The sequence below is a fragment of the Paracoccus alkenifer genome, from assembly GCF_900108405.1.
In the GTDB taxonomy this organism is placed as follows: domain Bacteria; phylum Pseudomonadota; class Alphaproteobacteria; order Rhodobacterales; family Rhodobacteraceae; genus Paracoccus; species Paracoccus alkenifer.
In genome coordinates this window covers 532,630-557,824 of record NZ_FNXG01000002.1, presented here as the reverse complement: position 1 = coordinate 557,824, position 25,195 = coordinate 532,630, and the positions used below count along the sequence as shown (strand labels likewise).

Genomic DNA, 25,195 nt, shown 5'->3' with positions numbered 1-25,195 from the left:
TCAGTTCATGCCCCGCGCCATCACCCAGATCAGCAGGCCCAGCAGGCCCAGGACCATGCCGAAGGCATAGTGGAAAAGATATCCCGACTGCACCCGCCCGGCAAAGCGGGTCAGCCGCGGGATCAGCCCCATCGCGATGCCGTTGATCGCGCCGTCGATGCCCCGCCCATCGCCGCCCGTCCACAGCACCCGGCCCAACAGCCGCGCCGGACGCACGAAGATCCAGTCGTAAAGCTCGTCGAAATACCATTTGTTCAGCAGGAAGCGATACAGCGGACGCTGCACCTCGGCCATCCGCGCCGGCAGCGCCGGGTTGCGGATATACATGACCCAGGCGACCAGCAGCCCCAGCAGCATCGCGACAAAGGGCGAGACCTTGACCCAGGCGGGCGCGTGATGCGCCTCGTCCATCACATGGTTGTCGGGGTGCATGTAGATTGCCCCGCCCACGGTGCCCGCGTCAGTGACCGCAACCGGCGCCTCGGCAGCGGCGGCATCCTCGCCCTCAGCCGCAGCAGGCTCGGCCATGATCGCCACGGCCTGCGGGATATGGAAGAACTGGTTCACCCGGCCGTGGTCGCCAAAGAACGGCGCATACCAGATCATCCCGGCGAACACCGCCCCCAGCGCCAGCACCCCCAGCGGCACCAGCATCACGCCGGGGCTTTCATGCGCGTGTTCATGCGCGTGCATCGGGTCGTGATGGGCATGGGCCTCGGCCGCGGCGGGGGAACCGGGCTGCACCTCTTCCTCGGTCTCGGCGTCCCAGACCCGCTGCGGACGCGGCGCGCCCCAGAAGGTCAGGAACATCAGCCGCCAGGAATAGAAGCTGGTAAAGCAAGCCGCGATCACCAGCAGCCAGAAGGCGTAGGAGTGACCCGAGGCGAACGCGCTTTCGATCACCGCATCCTTGGACAGGTAGCCGGCGAAACCGATGGTGGTCAGCGGGATGCCGACGCCGGTGATGGCCAGCGTGCCGATCAGCATCGCCCAGAAGGTATAGGGGATCTTTTTGCGCAGCCCGCCGTAATTGCGCATATCCTGTTCGTGGTGCATCGCGTGGATGACCGAGCCGGCACCCAGAAACAGCATCGCCTTGAAAAACGCGTGGGTGAACAGGTGGAACATCGCCACCGAATAGACGCCTGAACCCGCCGCGACGAACATGTAGCCCAGCTGCGAACAGGTCGAATAGGCGATCACCCGCTTGATGTCGTTCTGCACCAGCCCCACGGTCGCGGCAAAGAACGCGGTGGCGGCGCCGACCAGCACGATGAAGTTCTTGGCCTCGGGGGCGAATTCATACAGCGGCGACATCCGGCAGACCAGGAACACCCCCGCGGTGACCATGGTGGCGGCGTGGATCAGCGCCGACACCGGGGTCGGGCCCTCCATCGCGTCGGGCAGCCAGGTGTGCAGGCCAAGCTGCGCCGATTTCCCCATCGCGCCGATGAACAGCAGCACCGCCAGCAGGTTCGCGGCGTTCCAGCTGGTCCACAGGAACGGCACCTCGGTCTGCGCGATCATCGGCACCTGCGCAAAGATCTCGTCGAAGCGGACCGAGCCGGTCAGCCACCAGATCCCGAAAATCCCCAGCAGAAAACCAAAGTCGCCGACCCGGTTGACCACGAACGCCTTCATCGCAGCGGCGTTGGCGCTGGGTTTCTTGTAGTAGAAGCCGATCAGCAGATAGGATGCGAGGCCCACGCCCTCCCAGCCAAAGAACAGTTGCAGCAGGTTGTCGGCGGTCACCAGCGCCAGCATGGCAAAGGTAAAGAACGACAGATAGGCAAAGAACCGGGCGCGATAGGGCTCGTCCTCGGACCAGTTGTCGTCATGGGCCATGTAGCCCAGCGAATACATGTGGACCAGCGCCGACACCGTGGTCACCACGATCAGCATGATCGCGGTCAGCCGGTCCAGCCGGATGGTCCATTGCGCGGCGAAATCGCCCGAGACGATCCAGTCCATCATCGGGATCTGCCGCGGCACCCCGTCAAAGTTCAGGAACACCATCCAGCTGAGCGCGGCGCAGGCGAACAGCACCGCGGTGGTCAGATATTGCGCGCCTTTTTCGGAAATCAGCCGCCAGAAGAACCCGGCGATCACCGACGCGGCAAGCGGAGCGAGGAGAATGAACTGTTCCATGACCGCCTCAGCCCTTCATCACGTTGACGTCTTCGACCTCGATGGTGCCGCGGTTGCGGAAGAACACCACCAGGATGGACAGGCCGATCGCCGCCTCGGCCGCAGCGACGGTCAGCACGAACATGGTGAACACCTGCCCGGCCAGATCGCCCAGATGCGCCGAAAAGGCGACGAAGTTGATGTTGACCGACAGCAGGATCAGCTCGATCGACATCAGGATGACGATGACGTTCTTGCGGTTCACGAAGATGCCGAACACGCCGGTGACGAAGAGGATCGCCCCCACGACCAGGTAATGTGTCAGTCCGATCATTCGCTTCGTCCCTCTCGGGTTCGTGGCCCGGTTGTTCCTGTCGGGCGCCTTGCCGGCGCCCCGTTATTCATGTCTCGCGCCCCGCCGTGGCGAGGGCGGCGGGGTTGGTTACAGCCCCTGCCCCGGCTTGGGGTCGGTCATCCGCATCGCCTTGGCCGGATCGCGCCACATCTGTTGCAGCACGTCCTGGCGCTTGATGTCGCGGCGGTGGCGCAGCGTCAGCAGGATCGCCCCGATCATCGCCACCAGCAGGATCAGCCCCGACAGCTGGAACGGCAGCAGATAGCGGTCGTAAAGCACATCCCCCAGCGCCTGGGTGTTGTGCACATCCGCCAGGATGGGCGCGACGCGGGCCGATTCAGCCGTGGGCGCGGATTCCCACATGCCGAACACGATGCCAAGCTGCGCCATCATCACCAGCGCGATCATCAGCCCCAACGGCAGATAGCGCGCCATCTCGCCCTTGAGCGCGGCGAAATCCACGTCCAGCATCATCACGACGAACAAAAACAGCACCGCCACCGCGCCGACATAGACGATCACCAGCAGCAGCGCGACGAATTCCGCCCCTTGCAGGATGAACAGCCCCGAGGCCGACACAAAGGACAGGATCAGCCACAGCACCGAATGCACCGGGTTGCGCGAAATCACCACCATGAACCCGGCCGTCAGCACCGAGATCGCGAACAGATAGAAGGCGAAGACCATCATTCCGGGGTGTCCTCCTCGGCAAAGACCGATTGCGCCAGTTCCAGCGCCTTCTGCATGGCGGGCAGGCCGCCGAATACGCTCATCTGCCAGATGGTTTCCGCGATCTCGCGCTGGCTGGCACCGGCCGAGCGGGCGTGGCGCACGGCCAGCCGCAACTGCGGTTCGGCCAGCGCGCCCTGCACGGTCAGCGCGGCGATGGTCAGCAGCAGCCGGGTCTTGGCGTCCAGCCCCTCGCGGTTGAAGGTCTTGCCGAACCACATCTCCATCATGTCGGCCGACATGGTGGGGATCAGCTTTTCCATCGCCTGCGTGTCGATGCTTTCCAGCGCCGGGTTGAAGGCGCGCGCCATTTCCTGCCCGGACTGGAGCATCTGCTGGAACAATCTGGTGAAACCGTCGCTCATCTGTAGGGCGCGTCCAGCTGGATGTTGCGGGCGATCTCGGCCTCCCACCGCTCGCCGTTCGCAAGCAGCCGGGCCTTGTCGTAGAACAGTTCCTCGCGCGTTTCGGTGGCGAATTCGAAATTCGGGCCCTCGACGATGGCATCCACCGGGCAGGCTTCCTGACAAAAGCCGCAATAGATGCATTTGGTCATGTCGATGTCATAGCGCGTGGTGCGGCGCGAGCCATCCTCGCGCGGCTCGGCGTCGATGGTGATCGCCTGCGCGGGGCAGATCGCCTCGCACAGCTTGCAAGCGATGCAGCGTTCCTCGCCGTTGGGATAGCGGCGCAGCGCGTGTTCGCCGCGGAACCGGGGCGATAGCGGCCCCTTTTCATGCGGATAGTTGATCGTCGCCTTGGGGGCGAAGAAATAGCGGACCCCAAGGCCGAAACCCTTGATGAAGTCCCACATCAGGAAATATTTCGTCGCGCGGACGAGGTCAAAGGCCATAACTAGAGACCTCCACCTTGCGAGATTTCTGCCATCAAGGCCGCATTACGCTTTCGCACCTGTGATGGAAGGGTAAACAAGTCAAATATTGAAACCGCTGCGGTTATGATGAATGGGAATAGCAACACAAAGCCCGAGATTGTGCATAAGGCGACCAAAGCCCCAACCCACGCACTTCCTACATAAAAACGTTGAGCGCCAAGACCGCCAAGAAAAAACCACAGCAAATATGCCATTCCCGTGGACTTAGCGCGGCTTTGAAACTTCATCATAGCAATAGCGTCATTCGACACTATGGCCTGCGGGCTGCTCATGTTAGGTATTTCGCTCATTTTTTACACTCCTGCCCAGCGCGCCCAAAACCCGCCCAGAACTTCATAGCGCGCCAGGAACGACACCAGCACCACCCAGAACAGCGACAGCGGCAGGAACACCTTCCAGCCCACGCGCATCAGCTGGTCGTAGCGGTAACGCGGCACGATCGCCTTGACCATCGCGAACATCCAGAACCAGAACACCATCTTGACGAACATCCACAGCGCGCCATCGGGCAACCCGGGGATGGGCGACAGCCAGCCGCCAAAGAACAGCAGCGAAATCAGCGCGCACATCAGCCAGATCGCGATATATTCGCCGGCCATATACAGCAGATAGGGGGTCGAGGAATATTCGACCATATGGCCCGCGACCAGTTCCGATTCCGCCTCGGACAGGTCAAAGGGCGGGCGGTTGGTTTCGGCCAGCGCGCTGACGAAGAACAGCACCAGCATCGGCAGATGCGGCAGCCAATACCAGCTGAGCATCCCCATGCCCTGCTGGCTATGGACGATGCCCGACAGGTTCATCGTGCCGGCCGAGATGATGACCGCGATGACCACCAGCCCCAGCGACACCTCATAGGACACCATCTGCGCGGCCGACCGCAACGAGGCGAGGAACGGGTATTTCGAGTTCGAGGCCCAGCCGCCCATGATCACCCCGTAAACCTCAAGCGAGGAGACGGCGAGCACGAACAGGATGCCGATGTTGAGGTTCGACATCACCCAGCCCGGCGCGAACGGGATCACCACGAACCCGACCAGCGCCAGCGTCATCGACAGGAACGGCGCCAGAAAAAACACGAATTTGTCGGCGCCCGCGGGCACCACGATTTCCTTGACCAGATATTTCAGCGCATCGGCAAAGGTCTGCAACAGCCCCCAGGGGCCGACCACGTTCGGGCCGCGCCGCATCTGCACGGCGGCCCAGATCTTGCGGTCGCCATAGACCAGATACACCAGCGACAGCATCACGAACGCGATGATCGCCAGCCCTTGCAGCAGCAGGATCAGGAAATGCCCGATGGGGGATGCCAGGAAATCAGCCATGCTTTCGGTTTCCCCTAGTCACGCCGCGGGAATGCCGCGGTCCTTGCACCTGCGCAAGGTATCATCGGTTTCCATGACCCGCAGCCCCATCGGCTGCGTGTCGGACAATGTGAATACCGCGCCCAGCAACAGCTTGCCGTTGCGCTTGTTCTGCACGGTGCGGATATGCCGTCCATAGCCCTTGCCATTGCCGTTTGCCCAGCCCGCCAGCGCGCAGGTTGCATAGGCGAAGGCCACATCGGCGTCCACCCCCGCCTTGAGATTCGCGGTAACCTCGACCAGATCCGACGCGTTGCTGCGCTGTTTTGCCTCGCCGTCCAGCCGGTCCACGCGCACGGCAATGAAATCTTCGGGGTCGGCGACGAATCCGGGCGCGAATTCGGGCAGCGCCGGGCGGGTGCGGGCGGCAAATTCCTCGAGCGCGCGTTCCTGTGCGGTGGCCATCCGGCGCTGTTGCGGCGCCACAAGCCGGAAATTGGCGATGGCGGCGGGCGACAGGTTCAGCCCGAGATTGGCAGAAAGTTCCGCCAGTTCGCTTTCGGTCACGTCAAAGGCGCCGCGCCCATGTTCGCTGTCCAGCGCCACCTGCGAGGTCGAGCCGTCGGGTTCCAGAATCAGGATATCGCCCGATTTGGTCGAGACCCGCGCCCGCGTCAGCCTTGTGCCCGCGGCGCTGCGGTCCACGATGTTGACGCCGACCTCGGCCGGCTTGGGCGCCGGCGGCGTGGCCAGCCCCATCGAACCCTTGGAGGTCGCGGGCGCGCAGCCGGCCAGCCCCAGGCTCAGCCCGGCGGCGGCGATCAGCCCGGTGATCGCGGCACGCATCCGCCTACTCCGCCGCCAGCGCCGGGGCGCGACGCGCCGCGGCCATCGCCGACAGTTCCGCCATCAGCGGGGACGAGCGCGCCACCGGGTTGGTCAGATAGAAATCCGCGATCGCATTGCGGAAACTGGCGCGGCCCAGCGGGCCGGCCTCGACCGGCTGCCAGTCGTTTTCAGGAAGCTCGTCGATCGCGGCCAGATGCGGCACCGCCTCGAACAGGGCGCGGCGCAGCTCGGTCAGGCTGTCCCACGGCTGGGTCGCGCCCAGTTCCGCCGACAGCGCCCGCAGGATCGCCCAGTTTTCCTTGGCCTCGCCCGGTGCGAAATTGGCGCGCAGGGCCAGCTGCGGCCGGCCCTCGGTGTTGACGAAGATGCCGGTTTCCTCGGTGTAACAGGCGGCGGGCAGGATCAGGTCGGCACGGTGGGCGCCGCGGTCGCCGTGGCTGCCCTGATAGATAACGAAAGGCCCGCCCTGATCGCGGGGGGTGATTTCCACCTCGTCGGCGCCAAGACTATAGATCACCTCGGCCCCCTCGATGGCGGCGTCCAGCCCGCCCTCGGTCACCGCGCCCACGTCCATCGCGCCGACGCGACCGGCGGCGGTGTGCAGCACCAGCAGTTTCGAGTTCGAATTCTCGGCCAACTTCATCGCATGGCCAAGAACGGCGGCGCCGTCGGCCTCGCGCAGCGCGCCCTGCCCCACGATCACCAGCGAGGGCTTGTCGCGGGTCTCATCCGAAATCTCGCGCCCCGACAGGCTTTCCAGCGCGGCGCGGTCATCGCCGACATGCGCGTAATCATAGGTCAGATCGACCGGCTGGCCGACCAGCCCGATTTCCGCGCCGTTGATCCACGCCTTGCGGATGCGGGCATTCAGCACCGGAGCCTCGTTGCGGGGATCCGTGCCGATCAGCTGGATCATCCGCGCGCCGTCGATGTCGGCAATCGCGGCGTTGCCCACATAGGCCGAGCGGTTGCCCGCCGGCAGGCGCGCGCCGTCGGTGCGGCATTCGACCGCGCCGCCCAGCCCCTCGACCAGCAGTTTCAGCGCGAACACGGCCTCGACCGGGGCCAGATCGCCGATCAGCCCCGCGACCTTGCGACCCTTGAGCGCGGCGGCCGCTGCGGCCAGCGCCTCGGGCCAGCTTGCCGGGCGCAGCCGGCCGTTTTCACGGATATAGGGCTTGTCCAGCCGCTGCCGGCGCAGCCCGTCCCAGACGAAACGGGTCTTGTCGGAAATCCATTCCTCGTTCACATCGTCGTTGTTGCGCGGCAGGATGCGCATGACCTCGCGCCCCTTGGTGTCGATGCGGATCGCCGACCCCAGCGCGTCCATCACGTCGATGGATTCGGTCTTGCGCAGTTCCCACGGGCGGGCGGTGAACGCATAGGGCTTGCTGACCAGCGCGCCCACCGGGCACAGGTCGATGATGTTGCCTTGCAGGTTGGTATCCAGCGACACACCCAGATAGGTGGTGATTTCCTCGTCCTCGCCGCGGCCGGTCTGGCCCATCTGCGGCACCCCCGCCACCTCGTCGATAAAGCGCACGCAGCGGGTGCAGTGGATGCAGCGGGTCATGTGGGTTTCGACCAGAGGGCCAAGGTCCAGATCCTCAAGCGCGCGCTTGGGCTCGCGAAAGCGCGAGAAATCGACGCCGTAAGCCATCGCCTGATCCTGAAGGTCGCATTCGCCCCCCTGGTCGCAGATCGGGCAATCGAGCGGATGGTTGATCAGCAGGAACTCCATCACGCCCTCGCGGGCCTTGCGGACCATGGGGCTGTTGGTGCGGATTTCCGAGGGCGCGCCCTCGGGGCCGGGGCGCAGATCCTTGACCTGCATCGCGCAAGAGGCCGCGGGCTTGGGCGGCCCGCCCACCACCTCGACCAGGCACATCCGGCAGTTGCCCGCGATCGACAGCCGCTCGTGGTAGCAGAACCGCGGGATTTCGATTCCCGCCTGTTCGCAAGCCTGAAGCAGCGTCAGGTTCGGGTCGACATCAACCAGCCGGTCGTCGATCTTGATGGTGCGAAGGTTGCTCATCTGACTGCCTTGCCTGTGCCTGGGCCCGGATGGGCCATGGTCTTGTGCGGATATTCGGCCCCGTCGCCGGGTCCGGCAATGATAAATGTCACCGCGCCGCGGGTTTGCGCGGAAATGAACGCCGCGGCGCCCTGGGCGGGCGAGGCCAGCACGAGATCGGCCAGCAGCATCGTCGCTGCCGCCGCCGCGGTGATCCCCAGCCCGATCCAGCGCACCGCCCGCTTCATTTCGCCACCAGCAGCGAGCCGGTCACCGTCCGGTTGGCGATTTCCTGCATCCCCAGCCGGCAATAGCTTTGCGGGTCGTCCTTGGTGACGCCGTTGCGGGCCATGTAGTCGTCGGCCACGGCATAGATGCGCTTGCGGTCTTGCTTGCTGTCCAGAAAGGCGTCGACCTGGGCGCGCGAATAGCCCTTGTTCAGCGCATAGCGTTCCAGCGCGCGCGCCTGGCTATAGGCATAGATCAGTCGCCCGCTGATCGTCGGACATTCGCGCCGGATGCGGTCGGCGATTCGCGCCGCGATCAGCCGGTCGTTGATATAGCGTTCCTGCGACAGCGGTTCGAGCGCAAGCGCGGGGCCGCCGAGCGCGCCCATGGTCAGCGCGGCGGCGGCAAGGGATTTCAGCGGGGCGGAAAGTTTCCTGAACATGGCGGTTTCCTTGTTGCACATGGCTGCAACATAGGTCCGCCGCGCCGGGATCCGTCCGCACGAATGGGTCAATGCGCCGTGAGCAGCGCGCCGGGGGCCGCGACAAGGGGAAAGGGCGCGCATCAGAACCACTCTCTTTCGCCAAGCTCGTAGGTGTCGTGGAACTGTTCGTCGCTGCGGGTCAGATAGATCACCGCCTCGGCCATGGCGACGATCCAGACCAGGATGCTGGGGATGAACAGCATGATCCAGCCCAGCATCGAGCCGGCCAGCATGATCAGCCCGGCGCGGTTGTAGCCCAGATAGAACTTGTGGACGCCCAGATAGCCGAAAAACACCGCCAGCAGCCCGGCGACCACCCGGCTGCGGTTGCCCGACCGGCGGGCCAGCAGCGGGCCGCCGGGGTCGGGATAGATCTCGGCCGCACGCTCGCCCCGCGGCTCGAAGTCCACCGCCACGCCGGGCCGCGCGATCTGGCCGCTGCCCAACAGGTCGTCGGCGTCGAACGCATAGCGTCGGCCGTCCGATCCGGTAATCAGACCCTCACCCGTGCGGGGGTCGATATGCAGGATCTGCCCCTTCATCACGCAACCCCCGACCACGCGCCGACCGGCGCCCCGGCGGGGACGCAAGCGGCGCCGGCCGCAGCCGCCGCAGCGGCGGGATATGCGGACGACGCGGTCACTCGGCGGCCATGGCGCCCATGCGGCCGGTGCGCTTGGCCTTGATCCGGTCCTCGATTTCCTCGCGGAAATGGCGGATCAGCCCCTGGATCGGCCAGGCCGAGGCGTCACCCAGCGCGCAGATCGTGTGCCCCTCGACCTGCTTGGTCACGTCCAGCAGCATGTCGATTTCCTCGACCTCGGCATCGCCGCGCACCAGCCGTTCCATCACCCGCATCATCCAGCCGGTGCCTTCGCGGCAAGGCGTGCACTGGCCGCAGCTTTCATGTTTGAAGAACGCCGACAGCCGCCAGATCGCCTTGATGATGTCGGTCTGCTGATCCATCACGATCATGCAGGCGGTGCCAAAGCTGGATTTCAGCTCGCGCATCCCGTCGAAATCCATGATCGCGTCTTCGCACAGATGCGCAGGGATCACCGGGCAGCTTGCCCCGCCGGGGATGATCGCCTTGAGGTTCTTCCACCCGCCGCGGATGCCGCCGCCGTGACGCTCGATCAGCTCGCGCAGCGGGATCGACATCGCTTCCTCGACCACGCAGGGGGTGTTGACGTGGCCGGTCAGGCCGAACAGCTTGACGCCGGCGTTGTTGGGGCGGCCGAAACCCGCGAACCATTCCGCCCCGCGGCGCAGGATCGTCGGCACCACCGCGATGGATTCGACGTTGTTCACGGTGGTCGGGCAGCCGTAAAGCCCCGCCCCGGCCGGGAACGGCGGCTTCATCCGCGGCATCCCCTTTTTGCCTTCGAGGCTTTCCAGCAGCGCGGTTTCCTCGCCGCAGATATAGGCGCCGGCGCCATGGGCCACGAACAGGTCGAAATCCCAGCCCGAGCCGGCCGCGTTCCGCCCCAGCAGCCCCGCGTCATAGCATTCGTCGATGGCCGATTGCAGCGCCTCGCGTTCGCGGACGAACTCGCCGCGGATATAGATATAGGCGGTGTGCGCGCCCATGGCGAAGCCGGCGATCAGCGCGCCCTCGATCAGCGTGTGCGGATCGTGGCGCATGATCTCGCGGTCCTTGCAGGTCGCGGGTTCCGATTCGTCGCCGTTGATGACCAGATAGGACGGGCGCCCGTCGCTTTCCTTGGGCATGAAGGACCATTTCATCCCGGTGGGAAAGCCCGCGCCGCCCCGGCCCCGCAGGCCGGATTTCTTCATCTCGTCGATGATGGCATCGCGGCCGCGGGCGATGATCCCGGCGGTGCCGTCCCAGTGGCCGCGGGCGCGGGCGCCGCGCAGGCTGCGGTCCCCCATGCCGTAGAGATTCGTGAAAATCCGGTCCTGATCGCTCAGCATCGCGTCGTCGTCCTATCGTTCGTGCGACGCATCAGCGCGCCGCCGCCAGATCCGCCAGGTCACCATCAGCGACCAGACCAGCGCCCCGATCGCCGCAAGATCGGCGAGAAAGGCATATTCCGCGGGCCAGCCGTAACGCCGCCCCGCCCAATTCGCGGCCAGCCAGGCCAGCATCGCCCCCGCGATCACCAGCGCCACCAGCCGCATCTGGGCGCTGTCGCCGGCAGCCGGGGCCGGACGGCGCGTCATCTTGCCCCGCCCCCGCTTGCCCCGTCCCCGCTTGCCCGGACCCCGTCCGCTGCGGCGGAATGCGCCGAATCCTCGCGGGCTGCAAGCGCGCCCGCCTCGAACGTCACCGCCTGCCCCGGTCCGCCGACCGAAGCCGCGGCCGGTGCGCCCGCCATTCCGGCAGGGCGCTGCGGCCGGGCGATCGCTGCGCGCGCCACCGGCCCGCCGTCGCTGCGAATCGCGCCATGCGTCGGCTCGTCAGGGTCGCGGGCGCTTTCGACGAATTCCCACGGCTCGTCGGCCTCGGCCCCCTGACACAGCAGGAACACCCCCAGCCCGCCCAGCAGCCACGCCGTCACGAACCCAAGAAACAGCCCGCCCATGAACCCGACGCCGCCCAGCGAAAACAGCAGCACGACCAGCCCCATCACCGCGGCGAAGATCCAGCAGTTCCGTGCGCAATGGGTCATGAGGGGTGTCCTTTTGGAAGCTGTCGAGGCTCAGTCGGTATCTTTCGCGTCAGCCGGCTGGCCGGCCGGTTCGATCTTGGAAACGGGCATCCCCGGAGAGGTCGCCGCCGCCTCTTGCACGGTCACGCCGGTCTTGTCGGCAGGGCGGTGCAGGCTGGGCTTTGGCTCAGCCCCCGAATCGCCCTCGGCGGTCTCGGGGCGAACCCAGGGGGTCAGGATCGGAACCTCGGTCCCGTCGATGCGCCTGAGCGTGTCGCCAAGCTGCGCCGCGCGCGCGACCGAGGCATTCGCCTGTTCCGCCCGTTCGGTCGCGGTCAGCGCCACCGGCCCGCCCAGCGGTTCCGACGAGAACCGGCCGTTCTGCGGCCCCGGCACCGGCACCTGCCCCGCAGCCATGGCGTCGATCAGCGCCGAGAGTTTTTCGGCGGTCAGATCCTCGTAGTAATCCTTGCCGATTTGCGCCATCGGCGCGTTCGAGCAGGCGCCCGGACACTCGACCTCTTCCCAGGAAAAATTGCCGTCGGCCGACACCGTATGGGGGGTCGGCGCGATCTTTTCACGGCAGAGCGCGATCAGTTCCTCGGCACCGCAGATCATGCAGGTGGTGGTGCCGCAAATCTGGATATGTGCAATCTTACCAACTGGTTGCAGCTGATACATAAAGTAGAATGTAGCAACCTCCAGCACCCTGATATAGGGCATCCCCAGAAAATCGGCGACATATTCGATGGCCGGCCGCGACAGCCAACCCTCTTGTTCCTGCGCGCGCCACAGCAGCGAGATCACCCCGGACTGCCGGCGGTCCTGCGGATATTTGGTCAGTTGTGCCCGCGCCCATTCAAGATTCGCGGGGGTGAACTCGAATGATTCGGGCTGGACGGGGGACAGACGACGCAGCATCAGGCGAATTCTCCGGTGCGGGGGGCGGCGGCTGGCGCCGGGGACGGGCCGAGGGGGGACATGCTCACCGGTCGATCTCTCCGAACACGATGTCGATCGAACCCAGCAGCGCCGCGACATCGGCCAGCATGTGCCCGCGCGACATCCAGTCCATGGATTGCAGGTGCAGATAGCCCGGCGCCCGCAGCTTGGCGCGGTAAGGGCGGTTGGTGCCGTCCGCGACCATATACACGCCGAATTCACCCTTGGGGGCCTCGACGGCGGCATAAACCTCGCCGGCGGGAACCTTGAACCCCTCGGTATACAGCTTGAAGTGGTGGATCAGCGCCTCCATGTCGCGCTTCATCTCGGCGCGTTTCGGCGGGGCCAGCTTGCCATGCGCCAGCACGTCGCCGGCAGGTTCCGCCAGCAGCTTGGCGCAGGCCTGTCGGATGATCGAGGTGGACTGGATCATCTCTTCCATGCGGACCAGATAGCGGTCGTAGCAGTCGCCGTTGGTGCCGACGGGCACCTGGAATTCGAACTCGTCATAGCATTCATAGGGCTGGCTGCGCCGCAGATCCCACGCGAGACCCGAACCGCGCGCCATCACCCCGGAATAGCCCCAGTCGAGGATATCCTGTTCCTTGACGATCCCGATATCGACGTTGCGCTGCTTGAAGATGCGGTTTTCGGTCAGCAGCACATGCAGGTCGTCGACCACCTTGGGGAAAGCCACGGCCCAGTCGTCGATGTCCCGGATCAGCTGCGGCGGCAGATCCTGATGCACGCCGCCGGGACGGAAATAATTGGCGTGCAGCCGCGCCCCGCAGGCGCGCTCGTAAAAGATCATCAGCTTTTCGCGCTCTTCATAGCCCCACAGCGGCGGGGTCAGCGCGCCCACGTCCATCGCCTGCGACGTGAGGTTCAGCAGATGGTTCAGCACCCGCCCGATTTCGCTGTAAAGCACCCGGATCAGCTGGCCGCGGCGGGGCACCTCGGTGCCGGTCAGCCGTTCGATCGCCAGGCACCAGGCATGTTCCTGGTTCATCGGCGCCACATAGTCGAGCCGGTCCAGATAGGGCAGGTTCTGAAGATAGGTGCGGCTTTCCATCAGCTTTTCGGTGCCGCGGTGCAAAAGCCCGATATGGGGGTCGGCGCGCTCGACGATCTCGCCGTCAAGTTCGAGCACCATCCGCAAAACACCATGCGCCGCGGGGTGTTGCGGGCCAAAGTTGATGTTGAAGTTGCGGATGCGCTGTTCGTCGGTCAGCACGTCCACGCTGCCGTCGTCATACTGGTTGTTGCGAATGTCGCCGTCCATCACTTCTTGCCCTCTGCGGTGACGCCGGTGGTGGCGGGGGCCTTCTCGTCGCCGGGCAGCACGTATTTCGCCCCCTCCCACGGCGAGAGGAAATCGAACTGCCGGTATTCCTGCACCAGGTTGACCGGCTCGTAGACCACGCGCTTTTCAGCGTCGTCCCAGCGAACCTCAAGATAGCCCGAGGTCGGGAAATCCTTGCGCAGCGGATGGCCGCGGAACCCATAGTCCGACAGGATCCGGCGCAGGTCCGGGTGCCCCGAGAACAGGATCCCGAACATGTCGAAGACCTCGCGCTCGAACCAGTTGGCGCAGGGCATCAGCCCGGTGATCGAGGGCACCAGCTCATCCTCGCGCACCGCCGCTTTCAGCCGGATGCGCTGGTTGCTGTACATGGACAGGAAATGCCAGACCACGTCGAAACGCGCCGGGCGGTCCGGGTAATCGACCGCGGTGATGTCGACCAGGGTCGAAAACCGGCAGGCCGGGTCGTCGCGCAGCGCCTGCACCAGCGCCACGATGGACTGCGCATGGACGGTCAGCGTCAGGTCGCCGAACGCGACCCGGGATTTCAGCACCTCGTTGGGGTGGCGGGCGGCGATCATTTCGCCCAGTTCGGCCAGCGCCTGAGGGTCGGGATAGACGGCCATCGCTTACCTCACCAAGGTTCCGGTGCGGCGGATCTTCCGCTGCAATTGCAGGATGCCATACAGCAGCGCCTCGGCCGTGGGCGGGCAGCCGGGGACATAGATGTCCACGGGCACGATCCGGTCGCAGCCGCGCACGACGGAATAGGAATAATGGTAATAGCCGCCGCCATTCGCGCAGCTGCCCATGGAAATCACATAGCGCGGCTCGGGCATCTGGTCATAGACCTTGCGCAGCGCCGGCGCCATCTTGTTGGTCAGCGTGCCCGCGACGATCATCAGGTCCGACTGCCGGGGCGAGGCCCGCGGCGCCGTCCCGAAACGTTCCATGTCATAGCGCGGCATCGCGGCGTGGATCATCTCGACCGCACAGCAGGCCAGGCCAAAGGTCATCCAGTGCAGCGAGCCGTTGCGCGCCCAGTTGATGATGTCTTCGGTCGTGGTCAGCAGAAAGCCCTTGTCCTGCAACTCGCGGTTCAGCTGCGCCGTTGCGACCTCACGGTCGGCGCCCGCGGTATTGGCCCCGGTCATCACGCCCATTCCAGCGCCCCTTTCCGCCATTCATAGGCAAATCCGATGGTCAGGACGGCCAGAAACACCATCATCGACCAGAACGCCACATCGCTGAGCGACGACAGGTTCAGCGCCCATGGGAACAGGAACGCGATTTCCAGGTCGAAGATGATGAACAGGATCGACACGAGATAGAACCGCACGTCGAATTTCATCCGCGCATCGTCAAACGCGTTGAAGCCGCATTCATAGGCGCTGACCTTTTCCGGGTCCGGGTTGCGCACCGCCAGCACGGCAGCGGCAAGAACCAGGATGATCGCCAGTGCCGCCGCCATGCCGATGAACACGAGGACGGGCAGATATTCGGACAGAAGATAGTCCACGAGACGGGCTCCCTGACGCGCGCAGCCGGTGGGCCGCGGTGGCTTGTCTTGTCCTCGTCGTTTATCCCTGCCCCCCGCCGCGGTCAACCGGACGCGCCGCCGCAGCGCGCCGGGATCGGCTTTCTGCCGCTGCGGTGGCGGCGCAAAATGCCGCACTTCTCCTGCGCGGATCGGTTCCGATATCCGCAACAGGACAGGAGGACACGCACATGGCAAAGTTGCACCCCATGGCAAGCAGGATTCGCCGAACGGGAATGGTTCACAAACCATGGGCAATCGACCAGTTCCGGCGCAAGCTGGACTGGACCGCTTGCGCGCTCATGCCCGCGCCCCGCAATCAATGCGCGGCGGCGACGTCCGGCGGGCGGGTGTATGTGTTTGGCGGCGAATACCTGAACGAGGTCATGGAGGGGCACGAATTCACCCTGCCCCACAAGGATGTGCTGGCCTATGACCATGACGCCGACAGCTGGTCGGTGGTCACGCAGATGCCCACTCCGCGAAAGTTCTGCCATGCCATCACCGCGCCCGACGGCCGGATCCACGTCATCGGCGGGCTGGAACGCAAGCCGTATGAATGGGTCAACAGCACGGTGATCGAAACCTATGTGCCCTCAACCGGGAAATGGATCAACCACGGGTTTGCGCCGCTGCACATGCTTGGCGCCGCGGCCGGAACCCGCGACGGCAAGATATATATGCTGGGCGGGTTCAGTTCGGACGGAAGCTACGTCAGATCGGCCGATGTGTCGCAGATCGAGATCATCGGCTCCAGCGCCAGCTTTCCGCGAGTGATCGCGCCGATGCCGACAGCGCGCGTGGACCTGGCCGCGATCGAGGGTGCGGACGGGCGCATCTATGCCGTCGGGGGCGTGGTGGATCCGGGGACTCGTTCGGACGTGGTCGAGGCTTACGATCCCAAGACCAAAAGCTGGAAGGTTCTGGCCCCGATGCCCACCGCGCGCAGCAACGCGACGCTTGCCGCCGCGGCGGACGGCCGCATCATCGCGATGGGCGGCATGGGAAAATGCGGCTTCACCCTCGACACGGTCGAAGCCTACACCCCTGCGACGAACAGCTGGAAAACCCTGCCATCGTGTCATTGTCCAAGGATGTATCATGCCTCTGCCGTGACCGCGGACGGCCGCATCATGATGATTGGCGGGCAATGCAAGCCCTGCTGCGACTCGGAACGGACTTTCCTGCCAACGGCCATCATCAGCAAGGAAAAGATCACCTGAACGCGCCTGCCCGTCGGCGGGACGGCGCTCAGGCGACCCCTGCGGCCTTGCGGGCAGGCTTGCGGCGCGGCGCGGGCGTATCGGCGCCGGCCGCTGCCCCGCGCCGCCGTGCGGCCACGTCCAGCATCGGCGCCAGATAGCGGCCGGTGTGGCTGTCCGGCACCGCGGCGATATCCTCGGGCGTGCCGGTGGCCACGATCAGCCCGCCGCCGTCGCCGCCCTCGGGGCCGATGTCGATGATCCAGTCGGCGGTCTTGATCACGTCAAGGTTGTGTTCGATCACCACCACGGTGTTGCCCTGTTCCACCAGCCGGTGCAGCACCTCAAGCAGCTTGCGGGTGTCGTCGAAATGCAGCCCGGTGGTCGGCTCGTCCAGGATATAAAGCGTGCGCCCGGTCGAGGCGCGCGACAGCTCCTTGGCCAGTTTCACCCGCTGCGCCTCGCCCCCCGACAGGGTGGTGGCCTGCTGGCCGACCTTGACATAGCCCAGCCCGACCTCAACCAGCGCATCCATTTTCGAGCGGATCGAGGGCACCGCGCGGAAAAATTCCTGCGCGTCCTCGATGGTCATGTCCAGCACATCGGCGATCGAGCGGCCCTTGAACTCGACCTCGAGCGTCTCGCGGTTGTAGCGCTTGCCCTTGCAGGTCTCGCAGGTGACGTAAACGTCGGGCAGGAAATGCATCTCGATCTTGATGACGCCGTCGCCCTGACACGCCTCGCAGCGCCCGCCCTTGACGTTGAAGCTGAAGCGGCCGGGGCCATAGCCGCGGGCCCTGGATTCCGGCAGCCGGGCGAACCAGTCGCGGATATGGGTATAGGCGCCGGTATAGGTGGCCGGGTTCGAGCGCGGAGTGCGCCCGATGGGCCGCTGGTCGATGTCGATCACCTTGTCCAGATGTTCCAGCCCCTTGACCGCGCGCGCGGGCGCGGGGGTCTGGCGGGCGCCGTTCAGCCGCATGGATGCGGTCTTGAACAGCGTCTCGATGGTCAGCGTGGACTTGCCGCCGCCCGAGACGCCGGTCACGCAGACAAACCGCCCCAGCGGGAAATCGACGGTCACGTCGCGCAGGTTGTTGCCGGTGGCGCCCTCGACGACCACTGCCTTGCCGTTACCTTTGCGGCGGTCGGAGGGCACCGGGATTTCGCGGGCGCCGGACAGATACTGCCCGGTCAGGCTGTCGGGGTTGGCCTCGATCTCGGCCGGCGTGCCCTTGGCCACCACCTGCCCGCCGTGGACCCCGGCCCCCGGCCCCATGTCGAAAACGTAATCGGCGTGGCGGATCGCATCCTCGTCGTGTTCGACCACGATCACCGAGTTGCCCTGATCGCGCAGCCCCTTCAGCGCGCCCAGCAGCCGGTCGTTGTCGCGCTGGTGCAGCCCGATTGACGGCTCGTCCAGCACGTAAAGCACCCCGGTCAGGCCCGAGCCGATCTGGCTGGCCAGCCGGATACGTTGGCTTTCCCCGCCCGACAACGTGCCGGCGGCGCGGGACAGCGTCAGGTAGTCCAGCCCGACATTGACCAGGAACCCCAGCCGTTCGCGGATTTCCTTGAGAATGGCGCGGGCGATCTCGTTCTTCTGCTTCGACAAATGGTTCGGGGCGTCCTCGACCCAGGCCAGCGCCTCGCGGATCGACAGGTCGGTGACCTGGCCGATATGGGTTCCGCCGATCTTGACCGCCAGCGCCTCGGGCTTGAGCCGCCAGCCGTTGCAGACATGGCAGGGGCGCGAGTTCTGGTAACGCTCCATCTCTTCGCGCGACCAGGCCGAATCGGTCTCGCGGTAGCGGCGTTCCATGTTGGGGATCACCCCCTCGAAGGTGCGGCTGACCTCATACACCCGGCCGGCGTCGTCAAAGCGGAAGCGGATCTCCTCGGCGCCCGAGCCGTGCATGAACAGCTGCCGGATCTCGTCGGGCAGGTCGCGCCACGGGGTCTTGCGGTCGAAGCCGTAGTGTTTCGCCAGCGCGTTGATGGTCTGGGTCAGATAGGCGGATTTCGTTTTCGCCCATGGCGCGATGGCGCCCTGCGCCAGCGACAGGCCGCCATCGGGCACGATCAGCCTTTCGTCGAACACCAGTTCCGCCCCCAGCCCGTCGCAGGCCGGACAGGCCCCCAGCGGCGCATTGAAGGAAAACAGCCGCGGCTCGATTTCCGGGATGGTGAAGCCGGACACCGGGCAGGCGAAGTTTTCGCTGAAGGTGATGCGTTCGGATTCGCCCTCGGCCGGTGCGGTTTCCAGCACCGCGATGCCGGCGGCAAGGTCCAGCGCGGTGCGCAGGGAATCGGCCAGCCTTGTTTCCAGCCCCTCGCGCACGACGATGCGGTCCACCACCACGTCGATGTCGTGGCGGAATTTCTTGTCCAGCACGGGCGGCGTGTCGAGTTCATGGAACGCGCCGTCGATCTTGACCCGCTGGAAGCCCTTTTTGCGCAGCTCCAGCAGTTCCTTTTCATAGGCGCCCTTGCGGTCGCGCACCATCGGGGCCAGCAGATAGGCGCGGGTGCCCTCGGGCAGAGCCATGATCCGGTCCACCATGTCCTGCACCTGCTGCGCCTCGATTGGCAGGCCGGTGGCTGGCGAATAGGGCGTCCCCGCGCGGGCAAACAGCAGCCGCAGATAGTCGTAGATTTCCGTGACCGTGCCGACGGTCGAGCGCGGGTTCTTGCTGGTGGTCTTCTGCTCGATCGAGATCGCCGGCGACAGGCCGGTGATGTGGTCCACATCCGGCTTGCCCATCATGTCGAGGAACTGCCGCGCATAGGCCGACAGGCTTTCGACATAGCGCCGCTGCCCCTCGGCATAGATGGTGTCGAATGCGAGGCTGGATTTCCCCGACCCCGACAGCCCGGTGATCACCACCAGCCGGTCGCGGGGGATGTCCATATCGACATTCTTGAGGTTGTGTTCGCGCGCGCCGCGCACCTCGATGAACTTCTGTTCCATGCGGGGGCCTTTTCGGGGGGGCAGGTGCATCAGATAGGCTTGTGGCGGGAAATCGGCAAGCGGGAATGGAACGTTTGGCGAACGATTGCGCGGCCGGAGGGGGATACCTGTCGCCAGAGGAGCAAGGCGAAGGCTCAGCCGCCGGTATGGCTCATGTGGCGCGAGACCTTGCCCGAGACGCCGCGCGAATAGTCAAAGTCGTGGCCCTTGGGCTTGCGGGCGATGGCGGCGCGGATCGCCTCGCGCAGCAGGTCGTCCTGGGGGCTGGCGCGCAAGGGCGCGCGCAGGTCGGCGCGGTCCTCCTGGCCCAGGCACATGTAGAGCTCGCCCGTGCAGGTGACGCGCACCCGATTGCAGCTTTCGCAGAAATTATGCGTCAAGGGGGTGATGAAGCCGATCTTCTGCCCGGTTTCCTCGATCCGCACATAGCGGGCCGGGCCGCCGCTGCGTTCCGCCAGCGGCGTCAGGGTAAAGCGTTCGGCCAGCCGCGCGCGCAGGTCGCTGAGCGGCCAGTACTGGTCCAGCCGGTCTTCCTCGCCCATCTCGCCCATCGGCATGACCTCGATGAAGGTCAGGTCGTGGCCCTCGCCCGCGCACCAGTCCAACAGGGGGAACAGCTCGTCCTCGTTAAAGCCCTTCAGCGCCACGGTGTTGATCTTGACCCGCATCCCGGCGGCCTTGGCGGCAGCGATCCCGCCCAGCACCTGCGGCAGCCGCCCCCAGCGGGTGACGGCGGCAAACCTGTCGGGGTCAAGCGTGTCGAGCGAGACATTTACCCGCCGCACCCCGCAATCGGCCAGCTCGTCGGCAAAGCGCGACAACTGGCTGCCGTTGGTGGTCAGGGTCAACTCGTCCAGCCCCTCGCCCAGCCGGCGCGACATGGCTTGAAAGAAGGACATGATATTGCGCCGCACCAGCGGCTCGCCCCCGGTGATGCGCAGCTTGCGCACCCCCAGATCGACAAAGGCGCCCGAAAGCCGTTCCAGTTCCTCGAGCGTCAGCAGCTCGGCCTTGGGCAGGAACTGCATATGTTCGACCATGCAATAGGTGCAGCGGAAATCGCAGCGGTCGGTGACCGAGACCCGCAGATAGGTGATGGGGCGGGCAAAGGGGTCGATCAGCGGGGCGCAGGACATGAGCGCAACATAGGCGGCGCGGCGGGGCGGCTCAAGGCCCGGCGGACGCGATGACGTGATGGCGCGGCCGCGCCGAAACGCCGCGGGGCCGTGGACAGCGGCGGCCGGGCGCGGCAGTCTGGGGTGGACGGCAACAGACCCCCGGGGGATTGATCCATGACCACCGCAACTGCGTTCAACCGGCTGGCGCTGGTTCTGCCGCTGCTGGCACTGGCGGCCTGCGATCTCGTGCGCAGCCCCGCCACGCAGGCGCCGCCCCCCGCCGCCAGCCGCGCCCCCGCCGCGCCCTCGGGGGTGACCGAGGCCGCGTTGCAGCGCCCGGCCAGTGCGCGCACGGTGGCCTCGCTTGATGCATCGGCGGCGGAAAAGGCGGCGGCAAGCCGGCCCGCGGCGGCCGGGGCCAGCCTTGGCCGCACCATCGCGTCGCTGGGTGATGCGACCAAGGGCGGGTTCTGGATCCGCACGCCGCTGGTGAAGGAACCCGGCAAGGGCCGCGTCGTGGACCGCGCCACGGGGAAATCGGTGAATGTCGATCTGCTGCCCCTGCCCGGCCCGGATTCGGCCGGCAGCCAGCTGTCGCTGCCGGTGATGACCACGCTGGGCGTCGGGCTGACCGACCTGCCCGAGGTCGAGGTGTTCCGCAGTTGATCCGCCCGCCGGCCCGCACCGCCTAGCCCCAGTCGGGGCGGTGGCGTTCCACCCAGGCGCGGCCGGCGTCCCCACCCCAGAGCTGCCAGGCGATATAGCCGGTCGAGGGGGCGGCGGCGTCCCCCCAGCCCTCGCGTGCCCGCAGCCCGGCAAAGCGGGCGAACCAGCCGGCGATCACCCGCATCTCGCGCGAGGATTGCGGCTGCCCCGCGGCCAGCGCCTGCGCGCGGGCCAGCCCGACCTCGGTGCCACCTCGGCCGTGGCGGGCACGCAGCGCCAGCCCCTGCTGCGCGGCCTGCGCCACCTCGGGCGGAGGCGTGAACCCCGGCGGCCCCAGCCCGAGCGCATCCAGATCGGCGGCAAGCGCCGGCGGCAGGCGCCCGTTCATGCGCGGGTCACCCGACGGGCATCCGCGCCTCGGCCATTCCGGCCAGCCAGCTGGCGCCAAAGGGGATGGCGTCATCGTCGAAATCATAGGCCGGATTGTGCAGGTTTGCAGTGTCACCGTTGCCCACGAAGATATAGGCGCCCGGCCGCGATTCGAGCATGTAGCTGAAATCCTCGCCCGCCAGCAGCGGCGCGGTGTCGGTCTCGACCGAGCCGGCGATGGCGCGGGCGACCTCGGCCGCGTGGGCGGTGGCATCAGTGTGGTTCACCGTCACCGGATAGCCGCGCTGATAGGTGATGTCGGCGCTGACGCCCATCGCCTCGGCCGTGGCGGCGACCACCCGGTGGAAACGCTGTTCCAGCAGGTCGCGCACATCCGCGTCGAGCGAACGCACCGTGCCCCGCAGCGTCACCGTCTGGGGGATGATGTTATAGGCGTCGGTGCCGGTCTTGACCGAGCAGACCGAGACCACCCCCGCCTGCAGCGGATCGACATTGCGCGAGACCAGCGATTGCAGCGCCACCACCATCTGCGCCCCGGCCAGCACCGGATCGACGCAATCCTGAGGCCGCGCCGCATGGCCGCCCTTGCCGGTCAGCACCACGTCGAACTGGTCGGCGGCGGCCATGATCGCGCCGGTGCGGATCGCGAACTGGCCCACGGGCAGGCCGGGCTGGTTGTGCAGCGCATAGAATTCCTGGATGCCCCAGCGCTCGACCAGACCGTCCTGAACCATGGCCAGCCCGCCGCCGCCGCTTTCCTCGGCCGGCTGGAACACCAGCACCGCGATGCCGTCGAAATTCCGCGTCTCGGCCAGGTATTTCGCCGCGCCCAGCAGCATCGAGGTATGGCCGTCATGGCCGCAGGCGTGCATGACGCCGGGGGTGGTCGAGGCGTATTCGGCGCCGGTGATCTCGGTCAGCGGCAGCGCGTCCATGTCGGCGCGCAGCGCCACCACCCGCGACTGCGTGTCCGCGCGCCCGCGGATCACGCCCACCACGCCGGTGCGGCCGACGCCCTCGGTCACCTCGTCCACGCCGAAGCTGCGCAGCAGCTCGGCCACGCGGGCGGCGGTACGGTGGACCTCATAGTCGAGCTCCGGGTGGCGGTGGAAATCCTGCCGCCAGGCGGTGATCTCGGGCAGCAGTTCGGCGAAGCGGTTCTTGACGGGCATGGTGGTCTCCTTCACCCGGCGCAGGCTACAGCGCGACCGCGCGGACGCAAGCGATTGTGGCGCGGGGTCAGCGGGCAGCCAGCGCGGCCACCGCATCGCCCAGATGCCGGCGCGGCAGGATGACGATGCAGGGGCCGTCCAGCGCCAGATCGACCACGCCCCCGGTCGCGGCGTTCGAGGTGCCGACCCGCCCCGCCGGATCCAGCGCCAGCCCGGCAAGCGGCCAGCGCAGGCCGCGGCTTTCCCCCGTCACCGGCCCCAGCGGATAGATCGAGACCCGCGTGTCCGCGGGCAGGTCCAGCACCAGCCGCGGGGGCGCCGCAAAGATCACGTCGGTGCCCCCCAGCAGCAGGCAGGGCGGGCGGCGCAACCGGATCAGCGTGGTGAGATTGGCCAGCAGATGGTCATGGCGCGGCCCCGCAAACCCCACCGCCACCACAAAGGGCGCGGCGACCCGCGACAGGCATTTCTCGAAATCGGTGGTGTCCTGTTCGGCGATATGGTGCAGCCGGTCGGCCGGAACCTGCGCCCGCAGCTGCGGGGACAGCGAATCGAAATCCCCCGCCACCGCCAGCGGCACCAGCCCCGCCGCAAGTGCCCGCCCGGCCCCGCTGTCGGCGGCCATGATCGCAGGGGCCAGCACGGTGGCCTGTGCCAGATCGGCGGCGGCGACCTCGCCCCCGCCGATCAGCGTGACGCCTTGCGCGCTGTCCAGCAGCGGCGCGGTCATTCGCCGCGGCCGATGCCCCGGAACACGCCCCTGAACGGGATCGCCCAGGCAAAGGCAAGCAGGATATAGACCGGCACCTCGGCCCAGATCGGCATCCGCCCGAAACGCGCATCCAGCCAGTTCATCAGGCTGACCGCGATCACGATCCAGATCGGCAGCCAGAGCAGCAGCACCACCAGCGACCAGCGCTTGCGGGCCTTCAGCGACATCTCGTCGGGTTTTCCGCTGCCCGGCCCCCTGTTGCCCTGCCCCGCCATCGGATCAATCCGCGAAGGGGTCATGGACAAGGATGGTGTCGTCACGTTCCGGGCTGGTGGACAGCAGCGCGACGGGGCACTGGATCAGTTCCTCGATGCGGCGGACGTATTTGACGGCGGCCGCCGGCAGGTCGGCCCACGACCGCGCGCCCTCGGTCGATTCCGTCCAGCCCTCGATTTCCTCATAAACCGGGACGGCGCGGGCCTGCAGCGCGGCGGCGGTGGGCAGATAATCGTAATGCTGCCCGTCCACCGTGTAGCCGGTGCAGATCTTCAGCGTCTCGAACCCGTCCAGCACGTCAAGCTTGGTCAGCGCGATGCCGTGAACGCCGGAAATCGCGCAGGTCTGGCGCACCAGCGCCGCGTCGAACCAGCCGCAGCGGCGCTTGCGCCCGGTGACCGTGCCGAATTCGCGGCCGCGTTCACCCAGCCGCTGTCCGTCGGCGTCGTCCAGCTCGGTCGGAAACGGACCCGAGCCCACGCGGGTGGTATAGGCCTTGACGATCCCCAGCACATAGCCGATCGCCCCCGGCCCCATGCCCGTCCCCGAGGCCGCCGCCCCCGACATGGTGGTCGACGAGGTGACATAGGGATAGGTGCCGAAGTCGATGTCCAGCAGCGAGCCCTGCGCGCCCTCGAACAGGATGCGCTTGCCGGATTTACGGGCGTCGGCCATGATTTTCCACACCGGCTGCGCATATTGCAGCAGCTTGGGCGCGATCTCGACCAGCTGCGCGCGCAGTGCGGCGCGGTCGATGGGTTCCGCGCCCAGCCCCTGACGCAGCGGGTCGTGATGCGCGAGCAGCCGGTCCAGCCGGTCGTCCAGCGTCTGCTCATCACCCAGATCGGCGACGCGGATCGAACGGCGGCCCACCTTGTCCTCATACGCGGGGCCGATGCCGCGGCCGGTGGTGCCGATCTTGGCCTTGCCGGCGGCTTCTTCGCGCAGGCGGTCCAGATCCTGATGCAGCGGCAGGATCAGCGGAGTGTTTTCCGCGATCACCAGATTCTCGGTCGAGATCGCGACCCCCTGCCCGGAAAGTTTCTCGATTTCCGAAAACAGCGCCCAGGGGTCCAGCACCACGCCGTTGCCGATCACCGCCAGCTTGTTCTTGCGCACGATCCCCGAGGGCAGCAGCGACAGCTTGAACACCTGGTTGCCGATGACCAGCGTATGCCCGGCGTTATGGCCACCCTGAAACCGGGCGATCACATCGGCGCGTTCGGACAGCCAGTCGACGATCTTGCCCTTGCCCTCGTCGCCCCACTGGGCGCCGACCACCACCACATTCGCCATCGCGTTTCCCTTT

29 protein-coding genes are annotated in these 25,195 nt (G+C 66.5%); 2 read left to right on the top strand and 27 right to left on the bottom strand.

The genetic code is table 11. The features are described from left to right. The 20 genes from nuoL to BLW83_RS06775 form a co-directional block, all read right to left on the bottom strand. The gene (gene nuoL / locus BLW83_RS06870) at positions 1–2,148 is read right to left on the bottom strand and encodes an NADH-quinone oxidoreductase subunit L (protein WP_090846917.1); all 2,148 of its coding nucleotides are present in this window, start codon (positions 2,146–2,148) and stop codon (positions 1–3) included. A gap of 7 nt (positions 2,149–2,155) precedes the next feature. Continuing rightward, positions 2,156–2,461: an NADH-quinone oxidoreductase subunit NuoK gene (gene nuoK, locus BLW83_RS06865; RefSeq protein ID WP_073062485.1), complete on the bottom strand. Its 306-nt coding sequence runs from the start codon at positions 2,459–2,461 to the stop codon at positions 2,156–2,158. A 108-nt stretch (positions 2,462–2,569) separates the two neighbouring features. Next, the gene (locus BLW83_RS06860) at positions 2,570–3,172 is read right to left on the bottom strand and encodes an NADH-quinone oxidoreductase subunit J (RefSeq protein ID WP_090846915.1); all 603 of its coding nucleotides are present in this window, start codon (positions 3,170–3,172) and stop codon (positions 2,570–2,572) included. After that, entirely contained in the window at positions 3,169–3,576 is a 408-nt protein-coding gene (locus tag BLW83_RS06855; RefSeq protein ID WP_090846913.1) for a carboxymuconolactone decarboxylase family protein, read from the bottom strand. The genes BLW83_RS06860 and BLW83_RS06855 overlap by 4 nt, the downstream gene beginning before the upstream one ends. Further along, the gene (gene nuoI, locus BLW83_RS06850; RefSeq protein WP_090846911.1) at positions 3,573–4,064 is read right to left on the bottom strand and encodes an NADH-quinone oxidoreductase subunit NuoI; all 492 of its coding nucleotides are present in this window, start codon (positions 4,062–4,064) and stop codon (positions 3,573–3,575) included. The genes BLW83_RS06855 and nuoI overlap by 4 nt, the downstream gene beginning before the upstream one ends. A 2-nt stretch (positions 4,065–4,066) precedes the next feature. Beyond that, the gene (locus BLW83_RS06845; RefSeq protein ID WP_245728663.1) at positions 4,067–4,378 is read right to left on the bottom strand and encodes a TM2 domain-containing protein; all 312 of its coding nucleotides are present in this window, start codon (positions 4,376–4,378) and stop codon (positions 4,067–4,069) included. 21 nt (positions 4,379–4,399) lie between these two features. After that, positions 4,400–5,431 carry an NADH-quinone oxidoreductase subunit NuoH gene (gene nuoH / locus BLW83_RS06840; RefSeq protein WP_090846909.1) on the bottom strand — a complete coding sequence of 344 codons (1,032 nt, stop codon included), beginning with the start codon at positions 5,429–5,431 and terminating at the stop codon, positions 4,400–4,402. A gap of 18 nt (positions 5,432–5,449) precedes the next feature. Further along, on the bottom strand, positions 5,450–6,256 hold the full coding sequence (locus tag BLW83_RS06835) for a hypothetical protein (RefSeq protein WP_090846907.1): 807 nt from the start codon (positions 6,254–6,256) through the stop codon (positions 5,450–5,452). Between the two features lie 4 nt (positions 6,257–6,260). Beyond that, positions 6,261–8,294, bottom strand: a complete 2,034-nt coding sequence (gene nuoG / locus BLW83_RS06830; protein ID WP_090846905.1) for an NADH-quinone oxidoreductase subunit NuoG — start codon at positions 8,292–8,294, stop codon at positions 6,261–6,263. Continuing rightward, positions 8,291–8,509 (bottom strand): hypothetical protein, encoded by a 219-nt coding sequence (locus tag BLW83_RS06825; protein ID WP_143042763.1) that lies wholly within the window; start codon positions 8,507–8,509, stop codon positions 8,291–8,293. The genes nuoG and BLW83_RS06825 overlap by 4 nt, the downstream gene beginning before the upstream one ends. An 8-nt stretch (positions 8,510–8,517) precedes the next feature. After that, positions 8,518–8,943, bottom strand: a complete 426-nt coding sequence (locus tag BLW83_RS06820; RefSeq protein ID WP_245728662.1) for a DUF5333 domain-containing protein — start codon at positions 8,941–8,943, stop codon at positions 8,518–8,520. A gap of 122 nt (positions 8,944–9,065) precedes the next feature. Then, a complete protein-coding gene (locus BLW83_RS06815; protein WP_090846901.1) occupies positions 9,066–9,527 on the bottom strand; it encodes a TM2 domain-containing protein in 462 nt (153 codons plus the stop codon). A 97-nt stretch (positions 9,528–9,624) separates the two neighbouring features. Beyond that, positions 9,625–10,920, bottom strand: a complete 1,296-nt coding sequence (nuoF, locus tag BLW83_RS06810; protein WP_090846899.1) for an NADH-quinone oxidoreductase subunit NuoF — start codon at positions 10,918–10,920, stop codon at positions 9,625–9,627. A gap of 12 nt (positions 10,921–10,932) precedes the next feature. After that, positions 10,933–11,169 (bottom strand): DUF5337 domain-containing protein, encoded by a 237-nt coding sequence (locus BLW83_RS06805; RefSeq protein ID WP_090846897.1) that lies wholly within the window; start codon positions 11,167–11,169, stop codon positions 10,933–10,935. Beyond that, complete coding sequence (locus BLW83_RS06800) at positions 11,166–11,618, bottom strand: hypothetical protein (RefSeq protein WP_090846894.1); 453 nt, start codon at positions 11,616–11,618, stop codon at positions 11,166–11,168. Before BLW83_RS06800 ends, BLW83_RS06805 begins: the two co-directional genes overlap by 4 nt. Positions 11,619–11,648: 30 nt before the next feature. Then, positions 11,649–12,518, bottom strand: a complete 870-nt coding sequence (nuoE, locus tag BLW83_RS06795) for an NADH-quinone oxidoreductase subunit NuoE (protein WP_090846892.1) — start codon at positions 12,516–12,518, stop codon at positions 11,649–11,651. Positions 12,519–12,582: 64 nt separating this feature from the next. Further along, a complete protein-coding gene (locus BLW83_RS06790) occupies positions 12,583–13,821 on the bottom strand; it encodes an NADH-quinone oxidoreductase subunit D (protein WP_090846890.1) in 1,239 nt (412 codons plus the stop codon). Beyond that, positions 13,821–14,468, bottom strand: coding sequence for an NADH-quinone oxidoreductase subunit C (locus BLW83_RS06785; protein ID WP_090846888.1), 648 nt, complete (start codon positions 14,466–14,468; stop codon positions 13,821–13,823). Before BLW83_RS06785 ends, BLW83_RS06790 begins: the two co-directional genes overlap by 1 nt. Positions 14,469–14,471: 3 nt before the next feature. Then, positions 14,472–15,005, bottom strand: coding sequence for a NuoB/complex I 20 kDa subunit family protein (locus BLW83_RS06780; protein ID WP_177172507.1), 534 nt, complete (start codon positions 15,003–15,005; stop codon positions 14,472–14,474). Beyond that, a complete protein-coding gene (locus BLW83_RS06775; RefSeq protein ID WP_090846886.1) occupies positions 14,996–15,361 on the bottom strand; it encodes an NADH-quinone oxidoreductase subunit A in 366 nt (121 codons plus the stop codon). Before BLW83_RS06775 ends, BLW83_RS06780 begins: the two co-directional genes overlap by 10 nt. A 254-nt stretch (positions 15,362–15,615) precedes the next feature. Between BLW83_RS06775 and BLW83_RS06770 the strand changes: the two genes are divergently transcribed. Further along, the gene (locus BLW83_RS06770; RefSeq protein ID WP_177172506.1) at positions 15,616–16,602 is read left to right on the top strand and encodes a Kelch repeat-containing protein; all 987 of its coding nucleotides are present in this window, start codon (positions 15,616–15,618) and stop codon (positions 16,600–16,602) included. Between the two features lie 28 nt (positions 16,603–16,630). On the opposite strand, the gene uvrA is transcribed toward BLW83_RS06770, so the two are convergent. Both uvrA and moaA read right to left on the bottom strand, forming a co-directional pair. Further along, a complete protein-coding gene (gene uvrA / locus BLW83_RS06765) occupies positions 16,631–19,552 on the bottom strand; it encodes an excinuclease ABC subunit UvrA (RefSeq protein ID WP_090846882.1) in 2,922 nt (973 codons plus the stop codon). Between the two features lie 134 nt (positions 19,553–19,686). After that, on the bottom strand, positions 19,687–20,688 hold the full coding sequence (moaA, locus tag BLW83_RS06760) for a GTP 3',8-cyclase MoaA (RefSeq protein WP_090846880.1): 1,002 nt from the start codon (positions 20,686–20,688) through the stop codon (positions 19,687–19,689). Between the two features lie 156 nt (positions 20,689–20,844). On the opposite strand from moaA, the gene BLW83_RS06755 reads away from it, so the two are divergent. Next, complete coding sequence (locus BLW83_RS06755) at positions 20,845–21,336, top strand: hypothetical protein (protein ID WP_177172505.1); 492 nt, start codon at positions 20,845–20,847, stop codon at positions 21,334–21,336. Between the two features lie 22 nt (positions 21,337–21,358). On the opposite strand, the gene BLW83_RS06750 is transcribed toward BLW83_RS06755, so the two are convergent. The 5 genes from BLW83_RS06750 to BLW83_RS06730 all read right to left on the bottom strand — a co-directional run bounded on the left by BLW83_RS06750 (position 21,359) and on the right by BLW83_RS06730 (position 25,182). Beyond that, positions 21,359–21,724 carry a hypothetical protein gene (locus tag BLW83_RS06750; protein WP_218139086.1) on the bottom strand — a complete coding sequence of 122 codons (366 nt, stop codon included), beginning with the start codon at positions 21,722–21,724 and terminating at the stop codon, positions 21,359–21,361. A 7-nt stretch (positions 21,725–21,731) separates the two neighbouring features. Then, positions 21,732–22,898, bottom strand: a complete 1,167-nt coding sequence (locus BLW83_RS06745) for a M20 aminoacylase family protein (RefSeq protein ID WP_090847534.1) — start codon at positions 22,896–22,898, stop codon at positions 21,732–21,734. 67 nt (positions 22,899–22,965) lie between these two features. After that, the gene (locus BLW83_RS06740; protein WP_090846878.1) at positions 22,966–23,628 is read right to left on the bottom strand and encodes a thiamine diphosphokinase; all 663 of its coding nucleotides are present in this window, start codon (positions 23,626–23,628) and stop codon (positions 22,966–22,968) included. Beyond that, positions 23,625–23,909 (bottom strand): DUF2842 domain-containing protein, encoded by a 285-nt coding sequence (locus tag BLW83_RS06735; protein ID WP_342707505.1) that lies wholly within the window; start codon positions 23,907–23,909, stop codon positions 23,625–23,627. The genes BLW83_RS06740 and BLW83_RS06735 overlap by 4 nt, the downstream gene beginning before the upstream one ends. After that, positions 23,890–25,182 (bottom strand): adenylosuccinate synthase, encoded by a 1,293-nt coding sequence (locus tag BLW83_RS06730; RefSeq protein WP_090846873.1) that lies wholly within the window; start codon positions 25,180–25,182, stop codon positions 23,890–23,892. The genes BLW83_RS06735 and BLW83_RS06730 overlap by 20 nt, the downstream gene beginning before the upstream one ends. Positions 25,183–25,195: the final 13 nt, after the last annotated feature.